Source organism: Achromobacter sp. 18P8.1.1, assembly GCF_057799415.1.
In genome coordinates this window covers 12,162-28,368 of record NZ_JBYOKH010000074.1, presented here as the reverse complement: position 1 = coordinate 28,368, position 16,207 = coordinate 12,162, and the positions used below count along the sequence as shown (strand labels likewise).

The following is a 16,207-nucleotide window of genomic DNA, read 5'->3' as shown; positions in this document are numbered from 1 at the left end:
GTCGGTGTCGAGGCTTGCGGGGCCCGCCGATTGCGGCCGCGCGGGCGGCCACAATCGGCATACGCGCTGTGCGTCGTCGGGTGGGGGCCGCTTCGCGCATGCGGGGCGGGATTGCTCGGGGCGCCTCCATCGGGGGAGTGGTAGAGATGGGCGGCGCGCGGCACGGGGCGGCTTGCGCATGCGGACTTTGCGCGCGCGCCGCCCAGCCGGCGTCGGGGCTAAATGACGGGTGGCGGCGTTACACTTATTGTGGGCTTTGCCCACATGGACATCCCCTTTTCATCTGCGCCCTCGTCTTCCGACCATGACCGCCACCGCCGCTCTGCTCGCCTTCACGTTGGCCGCCGCCATCCTCACAATCACCCCGGGTCTGGATACGGCGCTTGTCTTGCGCACCGCTGCCGTCGAAGGCGGACGGCGGGCGCTGATGGCGGGGCTGGGTATTTGTGCGGGATGCCTGCTTTGGGGCGCCATCGCGGCTTTCGGCCTGGGCTCGTTGCTGGCCGTATCCTCGCTGGCCTACGACACACTGCGGATCTGTGCGGCCGTCTATTTGTTCTACCTGGGCGCCAAACTACTGTGGCGCACCCTGCCCGGCCGCAGCCCGGGCCCGCAAGCGACGGCATCTGATCTGGCCCCCCGCGGCGCGCCCGCTGCCACCAGCGCCACAGGCTGGTTTCTGCGTGGGTGTCTGACCAATGCCCTGAACCCGAAGGTGGGCATCTTCTACATCACGTTCCTGCCTCAGTTCATCCCCGCAGGCAGCGATGTGCTGACCTTCAGCCTATTGCTGGCGGCCATCCATGCGCTCCTGGGCGTGCTCTGGTTCGCCCTTCTCGTCGCCGCCACCCGCCCACTGGCAAGATGGCTGTCCCGCCCCGCCGTGATGCGCGGTTTGGACCGTATGACCGGTGCCGTGTTCATTGCGTTTGGATTGAAGCTGGCGCTGGAGAAGCGCTGAAGCGGGAGATGGTAGGTACGGTGGGGGGATCGCGTAAGGCGGTCTTTGTGAACCACGATCGGTGCGGGCGAACCCCGATGGGTTACGCGCGTTGGGCGCCTCTGAATTAGGCAGGGCTTGCCGCGCTCCACCCATCCTACGGGATGCGCCACACGGTCTCGGCGAGCGCGAAGCGTCATTGTCCCGCCGCAAGACGCTTGAACGCCAAAAAAGGCCGCCCGCGCGGCCGTCTTTGGCGGCCCCGCAAACTCCTTCACCCCTCCTGGCCCGGGGAAAAAACGCCAAGCACCCCGCCCTCCCCGATGGCCGGCAGAGGCAATCGGTGGAGCAGTCGGCGTCGGGGTGGAGGTGGGCGCGGGGAGTCGATGCGCCCGAGGGAATCTGAAGGAACCGCCAACGGCGGTGACGAAGATGACGACGGGGCCGTCCGGAGCGAAGGCTCCGGACCGCAATCGTTGACCCGCGCCCGCCCCCACCCCGGCGCCGACTGCGCCTCAAGAACGCAACCGGTCAAACGCCAATGTGCATCAAGAACGCAACCGGTCAAACGCCGAATGCACCCTAAGCACCCAGCACCCCCACCTCAATACACCCCAATAGCATGCCGAGCCACAAAATGCCCGTCACCCACGGCCACCAAAGGCTCGACTAACGGATCATCCCCCAGCTTACGCATCGGGCTGGGAATCTCGTCCACCAGCAATGAACGCTCGCGATGCCGCCGCTGCGGATCCGCGATCGGCACTGCCGCCATCAGCTTCTTCGTATAGGGATGCTGCGGATTCTCGAAGATGGCGCGGCGCGGTCCGATCTCGACGATCTGCCCCAGGTACATCACCGCCACCCGGTGGCTCACGCGCTCCACCACCGCCATATCGTGCGAGATGAACAGGAACGACACGCCCAGCTCACGTTGCAGATCCAGCAGCAGGTTCACGATCTGCGCCTGGATCGACACGTCCAGCGCCGACACCGACTCGTCCGCGATCACGACCTTGGGATTCAGCGCCAATGCCCGCGCAATGCAGATACGCTGACGCTGGCCGCCCGAGAACTCGTGCGGATAGCGGTCGATCATTTCAGGCAGCAGGCCGCACTTGTCCATCAGCCAGCGCACGCGGTCCTGCGCGGCCTTGCCGCGGGCCACGCCGTGGATCAACAGCGGCTCCATGATGGAATAGCCCACCGTCATCCGCGGGTCCAGCGACGCGAACGGGTCCTGGAAGATGAACTGGATGTGTTGACGCAAGGTCTGCATCGCGCTGCCGCGCAGCGCCCCGATGTTCTTGCCGTCGAACTCGATCGTGCCGCTCTTGCTCTTGACCAGTTGCAACAGCGACCGGCCCGTCGTGGTCTTGCCGCAACCGGACTCGCCCACCAGCGACAGGGTCTCGCCGGGGTACAGGTCAAAGCTGACTTTTTCGACCGCATGCACACGCTTCTGCACACGGCCCAGGATGCCACCGGTGATATCGAAACTGGTCGTCAGGTCACGCACCTTCAGCACCGGCCCGTTTTCGCGGCGAACGGTGCTCGGCGCCGCCACGGGCGCGTCCACCAGCGCGGCCGGATCGGCGACGTGGGCGGCTTCCTCCACTTTCAAAAGCGGGAACGGCGCGGGCTCGTCGGTGCCGTGCATGGCGCCCAGGCGCGGCACGGCCGACAGCAAGGCGCGCGTATAGACGTGTTGCGGACGCGCGAAGATCTCGTCCGAACCGCCCTCTTCCACCTTGTCACCGCGATACATCACCAGCACGCGGTCGGCCACTTCGGCCACTACGCCCATATCGTGCGTGATGAAGATCACGCCCATGTCCATCTCTTCCTGCAACTGGCGGATCAGTTGCAGGATCTGGGCCTGGATGGTGACGTCCAGCGCGGTCGTCGGCTCATCGGCGATCAGCAGCTGGGGCTTGCACGACAAGGCCATCGCGATCATCACGCGCTGGCGCATGCCGCCCGACAACTGGTGCGGGTAGCGGTCCAGGATGGCGCGGGCCTCGGGGATGCGCACGCGTTCCAGCATGCGCAGCGTTTCGGCGCGCGCGCCCGCCGCGTCCAGCCCCTGGTGCAGCTGCAGGGCTTCGGCAATCTGGTTGCCGGCCGTGAAGCTGGGGTTCAGCGACGTCATCGGTTCCTGGAAGATCATCGCCACGTCGGCGCCGCGCACGCGTTGCAGCGTGGAATCGGGCGCGTGGGCCAGGTCCAGCACCTCGCCATTGCGGCGGCGCAGGAACATGTCGCCGTTGACGATCTTGCCGCCGCCGTACTCCACCAGGCGCATCAGCGCCAGCGAAGTCACGGACTTGCCCGAACCGGACTCGCCCACGATGGCCAGGGTTTCGCCGCGATCGACGTGGAACGACACGTTGCGCACGGCTTCGACCGTACGCTCGGGGGTCTTGAAGCGCACGGTCAGGTCATTGACCTGCACGACGCGTTTGGGATCCATGGTTGCCATAGTGATTACTTTTCCTGACGCGGATCGAGCGCGTCGCGCAGCCCGTCGCCCAGCAGATTGAAGCCCAGCACCACCAGGAAAATGGCCGATCCGGGGAAGATCGACATCCAGGGCGCCTGGGTCATGAAGTTCTTGGCCGTGTTCAGCATCGAGCCCCACGACGGCGTCGGCGGCTGCAGCCCCAGGCCCAGGAAGGACAGGCTGGCCTCGGCGATGATGGCCGTGGCGATGGTGATCGTGGCCTGCACGATCAGCGGCGGCATCACGTTGGGGAACACGTGCCGGCCGATGATGCGCAAGTCGGATGCGCCCAGCGCGCGGGCGCTTTGCACATAGTCTTCGTTTTTCACCGCCAGCACCTGCCCGCGCGTCAAGCGCACGAACTTGGGCGCCGCCGACACGCCGATGGCGATCATCGCGTTGGTCAGGCTCGGCCCCAGGAAGGCGGCCAGCGCGATGGCCAGGATCAGGAACGGAATGGCTAGCAGCGCCTCGGTGGCACGCGAGATGAAACTATCGGTCCAGCCGCCGAAGTAACCGGCCGCCAGCCCGAACGGCACGCCCACGACCAGCGCGATCAGCACGGACACCAGGCCCGCCATCAGGGAGGCGCGGGCGCCATAGACCATGCGGCTGAAAATGTCGCGGCCCAGTTCGTCCGTGCCCAGCCAATAGGACGCCGACGGCGCCTTGCGGATGGTGGTGAAACTGGTCTGCAGGGGATCGTGGTTGGCGATGAACGGCGCCAGGACGGCCAGCAGGACGAAGAACGCCACGATGCCCAGACCCAGCATCGCGATGTGGTTGCGTTTGAATTTGCCCCAGGCGCGGTTGCGGCTGCGGGGCGGCGTGACGGCTGCGGCCGTTGCAGGAAGTGCGCTCATGAGTGCCTCAGGCGGGGGTTGACCAGGATGTACAGAATGTCGGCCAGCAGGTTCATCAGGATGAAGCCCACCGCCACGCAGAGCACCACGCCCTGCACCACCGCGTAGTCGCGCGTGAACACCGCGTCCACCACCAGCTTGCCGAAACCGGGAATCGTGAAGACCTGCTCGGTCAGCACGGCGCCGGCCAGCAATTCGCCGAACAGCAAGGTCACCAGCGTGACGATCGGCATCAGCGCATTGCGCAAGGCGTGGCGCAGCACCACGCGGCGCGGCGACACGCCCTTGGCGCGCGCGGTGCGCACGTAGTCGGCGGACAGCGCCTCCAGCATGGAAGAACGCGTGTGCCGCATCAGGTAGGCCGCGATCGCCGTGGACAGCACCAGCGAGGGCATCAGCATCGTCTTGATCGACAGCCAGAAATCTTCCGCTGGCGACACGTAGCCCGAGGCCGGCAGCAGCTTCCACTGCACCGACACCACCATAATCAGGATGATCCCCAGCCAGAAGTTGGGGATCGACATGCCGGATAGCGCCGCAATGTTGGCCCCCATTTCGATGGGCTTGCCTTTGCGCACCGCTGCGATGATCCCCATCGGGATGCCGATCAGCAGCGCGAAGAACATCGCCATCGCAGCCAGTTGCAGGGTGACGGGCAGCTTTTGCGCGATCAGCGTCGTGACGGGCACGTCGGTGCGCAGGGACTTGCCCAGATCGCCTTGCAGCACCTGGCCGGCCCAGGCCGCGTATTGCACGGGCAAGGGATCGTTCAGGCGGTATTTGTCGCGCAGGTAGTCCAGGACGGCCGGGTCGCGCTCTTCGCCGGCCAGTGTCAGCACCGGATCGCCGGGCAGGATTTTTTGCAGCATGAAGACGATCATCGACACCAGTATCAGTGTCGGTATCGCGACGACCACGCGGCGCAAGATGAGTTTAAGCATGTGGGAAAAACCGTAGAACAGGAACGGCGGACGGCGTCAGGCCAACATCACCTGGCGCGCGGCCGCCGCAAAGAACCGTTGGACGCGTCGCCGCCTCCAACGTGCGCGGCGCCCCCGGGAGGACGCCGCGCCTCGTCGTCACTTCTGCGCGAACGTCACACCCTTGAGGCGGATCATGCCGTCAGGATACGGCGTAAAGCCCTTGACCTTCTTGCCCATGGCGAACGGCCACGGCTGGTAGTAGTTGTACACGCCCGGCAGCTCGTCCTGGATGATGGTCTGCGCCTGGTCGTAGATTTCCTTGCGCTTCGCTTCGTCGGGCACCGTGCGGGCCTCGTTCAGCAGCTTGTCCACTTCCGGGTTGCAGTAATGGCCATCGTTCAGTGCGCCCTTGCAGGTCACGAACGCGTGCACGTTGCCGTCGGGATCGACCCGGCCGGACCAGCCCAGCATCACGATCTGGAAGTTGCCCGCCGACGATTCCTTCTGCAAGGCCGCGTATTCGGTCGGGCGCAAGGACAGGTCGAAGCCCGCTTCGGACGCCATCGCCTGGACGATCTCGGCAATGGACGAGGTCGTCGTGTTGTTGCCGAACACCAGTTCGGCCTTCACGCGGTCGAACCCGGCTTGCTTGAGCAATGCCTTGGCCTTGGCCGCGTCGCGCTTGGTAACCGGGAACTTGTCGCTGTGATAGGGGCTGGCCGGCGGGAACGGCTGCTGGGCGGGTTCGAAAATGCCGCCGCCTGCCACGTCGTTGATGGCGTTGCGGTCCAGCGCGTACTGGAACGCCTGACGCACCAGCTTGTTCTTGAACGGATTGTCTTCGGCCCGCTTGCCGTTGCCCACGTTGAACATGAACTGCTGGAAACCCAGGCCCGCCACCGGCGCAAACGTCAGGCTGGCGTCGTTCTTGACCTGCGGCGCATCCGACGGATTCAGGCGCTCCAGCATGTCCAGGTCGCCTGCACGCAGGTTCGACAGGCGAACCGTGGTGTCGGGGATGGGCAGGAAGGTCACGCGCTTGAAGGCGTAGTCCTTGGCGTCGTAGTACTGGTCGAATTTCTCCAGCACGATGCGGTCGTTCTGGATGCGTTCGACGAACTTGTACGGGCCCGAGCACACGGGCTTGCGGCCCACCGACGCCACGTCGGCGTCGGCGAAGGTCTTGGGCGACAGCATCATGCCGGCGCGGTCGGACAGCTGGGCCAGCAAGGTGGCATCCGGCTTCTTCAAGGTCAGGACCAGCGTGGACGCGTCCGGCGCGTCCACTTTCTCGACCGAAGCCAGTTCACCCTTGCGCAGGCTGTCCGGGAGGGTCATGGCGCGTTCCAGGTTGGCCTTGGCCGCCGGCGCGTCGAACTTCGTGCCGTCATGGAACAGCGCGTCTTCGCGCAGCTTGAAGGTCAGCACCTTGTTGTCGGGGCTGAACGACCACGACGTGGCCAGTTGCGGCACGAAATGCAGCTTGGGATCGATGTCCACCAGCTTGTCGCACAGCGACGTGAACACGATGCGGCCGACGTAGGTGCGGGCGCGGTGCGGGTCCAGGACGTCCGGGTCTTCCTGCAGGCCGATCCGGATATTCTGGGCGCACGCCGCCCCCGCAGCCAGCGCCAGCAAGCTGGCGCCGAAGGTCATGGTCAAGCGTTTCATTGTGTTTTTCCCCTTGTTGCTTGCGAGCTTAACGTTTAGAAGCCGACCGCCTGGCCGTCGCGGCGGCTGTCGCTGGCGGCGACATAACCCAGTTCGTTGTCGGTCTCGGACATGCGCCAGATGAACTGGCCGGCGCCGAAGTCCATGTAGGGATCGTCAACGGACTTCAAAGCATGCCCGAGGTCTTTCAGGCCCGCAATGGTGGAAGCCTTCATGTTGGTCTCGATGTCCAGCGTGAAGTCGCGGTTGACCTTCCAGCGCGGCGCGCAGCACGCGGCCTGCGGGTTCTGGTGGTAGTCGATCATGCGGACGACCGTCTGCATGTGGCCCTGCGGCTGCATGTCGCCGCCCATCACGCCGAAGCTCATGACCGGCTTGCCGCCGCGCGTCAGGAAACCCGGGATGATGGTGTGGAACGGACGCTTGCCGCCTTCGACCACGTTGGCAGACTTGGGGTCCATCGAGAAACCGACGCCGCGGTTCTGCATGCTGATGCCGGTGCCCGGCACGACCACGCCCGACCCGAAGCCCATGTAATTGGACTGGATGAACGAGATCATCATGCCGTTTTCGTCAGCCGCGGTCAGATAGATGGTGCCGCCGGCGTGCGGGCGGCCGGCTTCGAAATGGGTGGCCTGGTCCAGACGGATCAGCTTGGCGCGGCTGTCCAGATAAGCGTCCGACAGCATCTGCTCGGGCGTGACCTGCATGGCGCGGGGGTCGGCCACATACTTGTACAGGTCGGCGAAGGCCAGCTTCATGGCTTCGATCTGGATGTGCTGCGACTGTACGGAATCCACGGGGATGTCCGACATATCGAAGCGTTCGACGATGCCTAGCGCGATCAGCGCGGCGATGCCCTGCCCGTTCGGCGGGATCTCGTGCAGCTCGTAGCCGCGGTACGACTTGGAAATCGGCTTGACCCAGTCCGGACGGTAGTTGCGCAGGTCTTCCAGCGTCATCGCGCCACCGCATTCCTTGCTGAAGGCGGCGATGCGTTCGGCCAGTTCGCCTTCATAGAAGTCGCGGCCCTTGGATTCGGCGATGCGGCGCAACGTATTGGCGGCGTCCGGGAAACGGAAGTGTTCGCCGACCTTGGGCGCGCGGCCTTCCGGCATGAACGCCTGGGCGTAACCCGGCTGCGACTTCAGTTCTTCAGCGGCGGCACCCCACTTGTGCGCCACCACCGGCGGCACGGCATAGCCGCGCTCGGCGATTTCAATGGCGGGTTCGAACAGTTGTTCGAACGGCAGCTTGCCCAGCTTTTCGTGCAGCGCGGCCCAGCCGGCCACCACGCCCGGCACCGTCACCGCGTCCCAGCCGCGTTTGGGCTGGATGGCCAGGCCGTCCGGCCCCGTGCCGTACTTGGCCTTGAAGTATTCGGTGTTCCAGGCGGCGGGCGCCACGCCCGACGAGTTCAAGCCATGCAGTTCCTTGCCATCCCAGACGATGGCGAAGCAGTCGCCGCCCAGGCCGCAGGAAACCGGTTCGACCAGGACGATCGTGGCGGCGGCCGCAATGGCGGCGTCCACGGCGTTGCCGCCCTTGAGCAGCATGCGCAACCCGGCTTGGGCTGCCAGCGGATGCGACGTGGACACCACGTTGCGCGCAAACAGCGGGATGCGTACGGAAGGATACGGGTTGACCCAGTCAAAGGTTTTCATCGGCTTGTCTCTAAACGGTCTGAACGGTTAAGCAGGCGAAGGTACTCTCGTGATCTAATTAAATCAATTTGATTTTTTGTTCCGTCATAAAAGAAAATTTTATGAGTACGATCCGGTTTTTACGCACTTTCCTGGCCGTCGCCCATCACGGTTCCTTTTCCGAAGCCGCCGAGCAAGTGGCGCTGACCCAGGCCGCCGTCAGCTTCCAGATGCGTTCACTGGAGGCGGAGCTGGGCCGCGAACTGTTCGACCGCAGCGGGCGTCTTGCCATTCTTAACGCAGCCGGCCGGGAATTGCTACCTGAAATCAAGCATTTACTGGATTTATACGACCGAATGCGCTTGCCGCGCACCGTGCCTGGCGAACTGGCTGGCGCGGTGTCGGTCGGCAGCATCGTGTCCTGCATGGGGACCCTGTCCAAGGTGGTGTCGGGCCTGAAGAAGGCCCACCCGAAGCTGGACGTGCGCATCCTGTCGGGCAAGGCCAGCGAGTTGGCCGGCAAGGTCGAAGACGGCGAATTGGACGCAGCCTTCCTGGTGGAAGCCGGCCGCAAGATGGCCAGCACGCGCTGGACGCCGCTATATGAAGAGCAACTGGTGGTGATCGCCCCGGCGTCCGCCGCGGGCAAGGACGCCCGTCAGGTATTGGCGAACAACCCCTTCCTGCGCTTTGACCGCACCCAGCGCACAGGGCTGCAGATCGACCGCCTGCTGCGGCGCCTGGCGGTGCCGCTCAATGAATTCCTGGAACTCAACGCCATCGAGACGCTGGTGGAACTGGTGCGCCAGGAAGTGGGCGTGACCCTGCTGCCGCTGATCAACGGGTCAAACTGGCAGCACAGCCCGGAACTGCGGATCTTGACGCTGCCCCAGGACTTAGGCCCGCTTTCGCGGGCCATTGGCATGCTCGAACGGCGCGAGCATGCGCGCCAGGGCATCACGGCGGCGATCTGCGATGCGTGCGCCACGGCCTTCCGGGCGCGCGAACCGCAGACCGCTGCCTGACCCTTAGGTCGCCATCGCCGGGTCGGTCACCGACGACTTGCCGGTTTCGACGCGGCCCGCGAAGCGGCGCAGGTACGACGGATCTTCGGCCAGGCGGGCCGTGAAGTCGTACCAGTGGCCGCTGCCTTCCAGGGCCCAGTGCTGCTCGACCTTGCTGCCGGCGGGCACGGTCAGCGTCCAACGCTCGTTGTTGCTGTAGTAGGCGTTGGGCGTGACTTCGAAGGTGCAGGCGTCTTTGCCGCTGTTGATGAAGCTGACATAGACGTCGCCGTTGGCGATGTCGTAGCAGACGCGGATTTCCGGATCTAGCTGCGCCGTGCGGGCCAGGGCCAGGTCGCCCGCGAACTGGCGGTGATAGCCGTTGGGGCCCAGCACCCACAGGTCGTACTTGCCGCCGTCGACCGCCGTATCCCAGCTGCCTTCCAGCTGCTTGCCGGCTTCGACCGTATAGCGGCGCGGCAGGCGGTCCAGGTGCAGGCGGTCATAGACGTGGAACACCGCCGCCTGCTTGCCCGTGTTGGAGAACACCAGCCACATGTTGCCCGTGCTGGGCTGGCTGCGGCCGCTGGTGTGCAATTCGTACGGCAAGGCGCGCGAATAGCGGTGGCCCGCTTCCTGCACCGGCTTGGCCTGGGTGCTGGGGTCCGGCAGCGGTACGGCGGTCAGGGCTTCCTGCTCGGTGCGTTTCTGGTCCGATTCGGCGCGCGTCTGCAGATTCAGGTTGGGCAGCTTTTCGTCGTTGGGCGTGGCGAAGTTGAACGCAGAGGTCATGTCGCCCAGCACGGCGCGGCGCCACGGGCTGATGTTCTCTTCCTTCACGCCGAAGCGGGCTTCCAGGAAACGCAGCACGGACGTGTGGTCGAACGCCTGGGAATTGACCCAGCCGCCGCGGCTCCACGGCGACACCACGTACATCGGCACGCGCGGACCGGGGCCGTAGACGCGGTTGTCGGCCGCGTCCTGGGCCGATGCGTGCGTGTGGCGTTCCAGGTCGGTGTTGACGGTGGACGCGCCGGCCATCGAACCGTCCGGGTTCAGCGACGGGGCGGCGGGTGGCGGCACGTGGTCGAAGTACCCGTCGTTCTCGTCGAAGTTGATCAGCAGGACGGTCTTGCTCCACACGTCCGGGTTCGACGTCAGCGCATCCAGCGTTTCCTGGATGTACCAGGCGCCCTGGACGGGGCTGGACGGGCCGGGGTGTTCGGAATACGTGGCGGGCGCCACGATCCACGACACCTGCGGCAGCCTGCCGTTGTTGACGTCGTCGCGCAGGGCTTGCAGGAAGCCGCCGTCAGGCATGGTGTTGGCCGTGCCCTTGTACAGCGGATTGGACGCATCCATGCTGGGGGTCCAGGCCGGGTACGGCGCGCCGTTGGCGGAATTGCCGGCTTGCTCGTTGGCGCGGCGATATTGCTGGAAGCCGGCCAAGGGGTTGTCGCCGAAGTTCTCGGGCAGGTTCTGGTAGACCGTCCAGCTGACGCCGGCCTTCTGGAGCCGTTCCGGATAGGTCGTCCAGGTCCAGCCGGTGGTGGACGCGCCCAGGCTGTCCCACTGGTTGCGGGTCGACGGGCCATTGCCCTGCGCCAGCGGATCGTTGGTGCCGGTCCAGTGGAACAGGCGGTTCGTGTTGGTGCCGCCGTGCGTGGAACAGTGGTAGGCGTCGCACAGGGTGAACGCTTCAGCCAGCGCGAACTGGAAGTCCACCTCTTTCTGGCGGTAGTAACCCATCGACTGGTTCTGCTTGTAGCGCGGCCACTGGTTCATGCGGCCGCCGTCCCAGGCCATCTGCGCGTCCACGTAGTCATGCGGCGTGCCCGACACGCGCTGGGCGTTGCCCTGCGTGCTGTCCAGGTGATACGGCATGACCACGCGCGTGCCATTGGTCTGTTCCCAGACCGAACGGTTCTGCGCCAGCGGGATCGTGATGCGGTCGCCAAAGCCGCGCACGCCCTTGAACGTGCCGAAGTACATGTCGAACGAGCGGTTTTCCTGCATCAGGATGACCACGTGCTCGACGTCGTTGATCGTGCCGGTGCGGTTGTTGGCCGGAATGGCCAGCGCGCGGCGGATGGCGGGCGGGAACATCGACAGCGCGGTCAGGCCGGCGGTGGACGCCGCGGCGTTGCGCAGGAAGCGGCGCTTGCCGGCGTGGATCGGGTCTTTTTCGGACTTCACAGTTTCGTTTCCTATGACTCGGTAGGGAGCGCGGCTCAAGGCGCGCAACGCAGTTCGGGCTTGGCCGGCGTGGGCGGCACGGGCGTCGGGGTTTCGGTTCCGCCGCCGTTGTCGGGCTTGCTGTCGTCGCCGTCATCGCCGCCGCAGGCGGCCAGGGTGGCGGTCAGCATCAGCACCGCGCCGACGCGCAGCAAACCGCGCAAGATCAAGGAGTTGCTCATGGTTTTCTATCCTAGGAACATCAGGGAAACAGTTCGGAAACGGACTTGCCGGACATGGCGAGCGACTTCACTTCGGCCTCGGTCAAGGCACGCGACCAGAAGGCCAGATCGTCGAAATTCATCGTGTACGGGCCCTTCGTGCCGGCGCAGCAGATGCCGTAGGTGCCGCGGCCGTCTTCGTTCAAGCCGATGTGCGGGCCGAAGACGCCGGCCACCTGCGCCAGGTTCACCGAACCCGTGGCGGTCGAGCGGCGCGTGAATCCCAGTTCGCTGTCGTAGACGGAGGCCGTCATGGTCTTGGCGGTCTTGTCGACGGTCATGGCGATGTAGACCGGCTTGTTGGCCGTGAACTTCACGCCGTTGATGTCGACGCGCGCACCACCGCCCGCCAAGTTGAAACGCAGTTCGGGACCGGACCACTGGCCGATGGTGATGCCGGGGTTGCCGCCGGAGTTGTAGTCCTTGTTGCCCAGGATCGAGCGGTCGTTGGCCGTGCCGTCGGACTGGAACCAGAAGCCGATCGTGAAGACCTGCAGGCTGTCGAGCAGGCCCGCCGGGTAGTCCAGCTTGAAGGCGCCCAGGGCGGCCGAACCGCGCTCGTTCTTGAACATCTTGCCGAACACGCCCGCGTCGGCGAAGGCCGGGGCTTGCACGCCGTCGTACGGCGTGATCACGCCGCCGCCCGCCGCGATGTCGGTCACGTTGCCTTCAAACGGGAACAGCATCGTCAGACCCGTGCGCAGCGACGGCAACAGCACAACCGGCTTGGCATAGACCACCGTGGCGCGCGTGGCGCTGACGGCGCGCCCTGCGGACACGCTGTAGTTCAACGTGTGCACGCCTTCGGTATCAAACGTGAAGCCCGTATCCGCGTATTCCGTGGCCGTGCCGGGCAGGCGCGCCACTTCGGCGCCGTCGCGGCTGACGACGATCTCGCCGTCGGGTTCGCCAACGCGCACCCAGGACAGCGTCACGGTCTTGTTGTCCATCGACGTACGGGTCGCCAGCCGGCGCAGCGCCAGCGGCTCGGACAACGGCGTGCCCGCCATGTCGTACTGGCCGTCGGCCGGCAGCGCGCCCAGATGCGCCAGCATCGTCGGCGCAACGTCTGCAGCGCTGGGCAGCGCGTACCAGTTGCTGTCCCAGACGCCATCAAACGACGCATCGTCGGCCGTGCCGCCCAGCATCGCCGGCTGGTTCGTCGCCAGCATGATGGTCTTGTTGGACGACAGCGGCAGGCCGTCGACCGTGCCGGTCTTGCCCAGGCCGTGGCTCGTCGCCACGACGATCAGCCAGTTCTCGTTGGGGTTCGCCGCACGGCGGTCGGCGATCTGCTTGGCCAGGACGCCCACGGCGGCGTCCGTCTGGCGGATCACGGCCTGGTAATTGGCGCCGAAGCCACTGTCGGACGCGGCGCGCTCGGCGGCGCCGAACTGGGCCACGACCACGTCGTAGCCTTCCGTGATGCGGTCACGCGCCTGCGTGGCGACGCAGTCGTCAACGCCCGCGCAGTCGGTCACCGCTTGCACGTAGCCTGCGTCGCGATCGCTGCCGACCAGGCCGGCCAGCAATGTCGAATTGAAGGCGCCCGCCAGGCGGGCATCGGGGCGCGCCGCCTTGACGCGCTGGAACAGGCTGGGCGCTTTCATCGCTTGACCCGCCGCGTCGGACCGCACGCCGTGCACGTCGGCCCATTGGCCGGTCAGCAAGGTGGCCCAGCCCGGTGCGGCCAGCGTCGGCTGCTGGGTCACACCGCCCGTCACGCCGCCCGTCCAGGCGCGCGTGACCGTCAACTGCCCGATGTTGGACAAGGTCTTGTCCGCAACGCCGCTACGCATGGCGTCATACGTCAAGCCATCGACGCCGATGAACAGCACCTTCTCGACGGCCGGCTTGCCCGGCTCGGTCACTGGCGGCGTCGTGGGAGGCGCCACAGTGTCGTCGTCATCGTCGCTGCCCCCACAGCCCGCCAATGCGCTGGTAGCCAGCAACATGGCGCACCATCTTCTCCAATTCAATGCTTGCATGCTTATCTTCTCGTTTCATGAACAGGGTTTTACGCTGCGCACATAGTGGCGGTTCCACGTGAAGGCGCCATGAAACAAAGGGCAGAAAGCTTGATCGACGGATCAGGATTCTTTTGCGAAAAAAACGGTTGCGACGCCCATGAAAAAGGACCGGCGTACCGGTCCTTTGGAACTGCAGCGGAAGCGGCGCCTGCGCCGCCCCGTCCCGCATGCGCAGACGCGCGCGGCTTACGCGCCGATCTTCACGCCGGTCAGATAACCGACCGCCGCGCCAAAGCCGTCCTTGTAGTTGGCCTTGACCAGCGGTTCCAGCGTCGGACGTACCACTGCGTGGATGGCGCCCCAGTCCGCCGCGTGCTGGAAGTTGCTGGTGATGTAGGTCCAGCCGTTGATCTCGTCCACGGCCTGCAGGCCCGTGGATTCCGCCGCCACCGGGCACGACAGCAAGCGCGACAATGCCTTGGTGTCGACGTTGTAGGCCCACATGAAGTTGTTGACGTGGCCGCCGCTGTCTTCGCCCACGAACAGCGTGCGCAGCTTTTCGGAGAACTTCAGGTTGTCGGGGTTCGAGATGAAATCGGCGTCATGCGTGTTGCCCAGCGCGTCCGCTGTGGCCAGCGGCTTGCCGATCAGCTCCGTCACGGCGCCCATGTCCACCGGCACCCATTCGCTGTCGATCGTGCTGCCGTCGGTATCCACCTGGCCCGCCTTCATGTGCAGCTGGTACACGGCACCGGCCGAATTGCCTTCGACCTTCAGGCCCGGGACTTTGCCATCGATCATCGACGATTCCACGCGCGACATGGCGCTGTAGGCGATCTTGTCGCGGGCATTGACGGTCGTGCCTTCCATCTTGGTGAAGGCCAGCGTGCCCCCCACCATCGCCGCGTAGCGATGCGTTTCCAGGAAAGCGGCGGCCTGGCGGCGACCCGGCTGCAGCTTGACCCAGTTGTCCTTGCCGCTGTAGCGGATCTTGATGAACGACGCGTCGGTCGGGTCAACGGTGCGCACGTCCATGATGTCGGCGGCCACCAGCTGGTCGGCCAGCTCCTTGACTTCGGCGCTGGTGGCGTGGCCCAGCTTGATCCACTTGAGCGTGCCGGCGCCCGGGCCCTTGCCGGAAGTCTGCGTCCATTGCGCCACGTACAGCGTGCCCGCCGACAGGTCCGCCTTGCGGTCGGCCACGAACATGAACAGGCCGCCGTTGGTGGCGTCGTCGCCCATCAGCGCGGTGCGCTGGTCGGGCATCATCTGCACCAGTTCGTGCGAGATGCGGCCCATGCAGTAGTGCTTCTTGACCGTGCCCGTGCCGTCCGGATGCACGGTCACTTCCGGCATGTGGCCGTAGTGGTAGGGATTCGCCTTGGCGGGGTCGCCGTAGACATTCTGGCTGTAGGTCTGGAAGGCCGCCTGCATGCGGGCGACTGTCGCGTCCGGCTCGTACTCTTCGCTGGACAGGTGGGTGCCCCAGGGCGACAGGCTGGCGCCACAGGTGATCCACAGGCCATGCACCGACGACGTGTCGACGTTGCTGTACTTCACCAGGCTGAGTTTGCCGGTGTTCGGGTCTTGCGACAGGGTCAGCACGGCGATCGGCGACGGCAGCAGGCCATACATGTCGTTGCCGGCCTGATCCATCGACTGGTATTCGAACTGCACCACGGCGTAGACCGCGTTGCCAGCGACGCCGGCAACCTTCGTCGGCTCCGACAGCGCCAGCAGCGACGTGCCGTCCGGACAGTTCGAGAAGAACTGGCGCGCCTTCGCAGGCACCGAGTTGTCCATGATGGGCGCGCCGGCCAGGTTGAAGTAGCCGCCGGCCACCATCGTGCCGCCCTTGCCGTCCGGCACCGCGTCGCCCGTCATGAAGAACGGCTCGTAGCCCAGTTCGACGGTGCGCTTGGAACCGTCGCTGAAAGTCAGCGCCAGCGCCGAGCTGACGGTCGTGCGCGCCATCAGTTGCGGCGTGGCCAGCGTGGGCGCGGGCATCGACGTGAATGCGGCGGACGTGAACGTCACCGGCGTGACGGGCGGGTTGGGATTCGGATTCGTCGAGCCATCGCTGTCGTCATCGTCGTCGCTCGAATTACAGCCGGCCAGCAGCGCAGCCATGCTGACGCCGCCGATCGGCAGCATCGGCGCGCCTCCCAGCATCTTCAGGAGTCGGCGGCGATTGGCTTGATTCGTATCTTGCATGCGGGTGTCCCAGTTGGATC

Annotated in this window: 11 protein-coding genes; 2 read left to right on the top strand and 9 right to left on the bottom strand. The window is 65.6% G+C overall.

Features of this window, described 5'->3' with window-relative positions:
• Positions 1–304: 304 nt before the first annotated feature.
• Positions 305–961, top strand: a complete 657-nt coding sequence (locus tag AC27VE_RS29205) for a LysE family translocator (protein ID WP_488705707.1) — start codon at positions 305–307, stop codon at positions 959–961.
• A 583-nt stretch (positions 962–1,544) separates the two neighbouring features.
• Here AC27VE_RS29205 and AC27VE_RS29200 read toward each other — a convergent pair.
• From AC27VE_RS29200 to ggt, 5 genes are all read right to left on the bottom strand, one after another.
• Positions 1,545–3,413, bottom strand: a complete 1,869-nt coding sequence (locus AC27VE_RS29200; protein ID WP_488705708.1) for a dipeptide ABC transporter ATP-binding protein — start codon at positions 3,411–3,413, stop codon at positions 1,545–1,547.
• Between the two features lie 14 nt (positions 3,414–3,427).
• Positions 3,428–4,306: a nickel transporter permease gene (nikC, locus tag AC27VE_RS29195; protein WP_006227378.1), complete on the bottom strand. Its 879-nt coding sequence runs from the start codon at positions 4,304–4,306 to the stop codon at positions 3,428–3,430.
• The gene (locus AC27VE_RS29190; protein WP_006227377.1) at positions 4,303–5,247 is read right to left on the bottom strand and encodes an ABC transporter permease; all 945 of its coding nucleotides are present in this window, start codon (positions 5,245–5,247) and stop codon (positions 4,303–4,305) included. The genes nikC and AC27VE_RS29190 overlap by 4 nt, the downstream gene beginning before the upstream one ends.
• A gap of 138 nt (positions 5,248–5,385) precedes the next feature.
• Entirely contained in the window at positions 5,386–6,900 is a 1,515-nt protein-coding gene (locus AC27VE_RS29185) for an ABC transporter substrate-binding protein (RefSeq protein WP_488705706.1), read from the bottom strand.
• A 35-nt stretch (positions 6,901–6,935) separates the two neighbouring features.
• A complete protein-coding gene (gene ggt, locus AC27VE_RS29180; RefSeq protein WP_088588403.1) occupies positions 6,936–8,564 on the bottom strand; it encodes a gamma-glutamyltransferase in 1,629 nt (542 codons plus the stop codon).
• Positions 8,565–8,665: 101 nt separating this feature from the next.
• Between ggt and AC27VE_RS29175 the strand changes: the two genes are divergently transcribed.
• Positions 8,666–9,568, top strand: a complete 903-nt coding sequence (locus AC27VE_RS29175; RefSeq protein ID WP_006227374.1) for a LysR family transcriptional regulator — start codon at positions 8,666–8,668, stop codon at positions 9,566–9,568.
• A 3-nt stretch (positions 9,569–9,571) separates the two neighbouring features.
• Here the strand turns inward: AC27VE_RS29175 and AC27VE_RS29170 are convergent, their stop codons facing one another.
• From AC27VE_RS29170 to AC27VE_RS29155, 4 genes are all read right to left on the bottom strand, one after another.
• Positions 9,572–11,743 (bottom strand): phosphocholine-specific phospholipase C, encoded by a 2,172-nt coding sequence (locus tag AC27VE_RS29170; RefSeq protein WP_006227373.1) that lies wholly within the window; start codon positions 11,741–11,743, stop codon positions 9,572–9,574.
• 35 nt (positions 11,744–11,778) lie between these two features.
• Positions 11,779–11,964, bottom strand: a complete 186-nt coding sequence (locus AC27VE_RS29165) for a hypothetical protein (protein ID WP_006227372.1) — start codon at positions 11,962–11,964, stop codon at positions 11,779–11,781.
• 20 nt (positions 11,965–11,984) lie between these two features.
• Positions 11,985–13,958 (bottom strand): LamG-like jellyroll fold domain-containing protein, encoded by a 1,974-nt coding sequence (locus tag AC27VE_RS29160; RefSeq protein WP_488705705.1) that lies wholly within the window; start codon positions 13,956–13,958, stop codon positions 11,985–11,987.
• Between the two features lie 261 nt (positions 13,959–14,219).
• Positions 14,220–16,187 (bottom strand): PhoX family protein, encoded by a 1,968-nt coding sequence (locus AC27VE_RS29155; RefSeq protein ID WP_488705704.1) that lies wholly within the window; start codon positions 16,185–16,187, stop codon positions 14,220–14,222.
• Between the last annotated feature and the right edge of the window lie 20 nt (positions 16,188–16,207).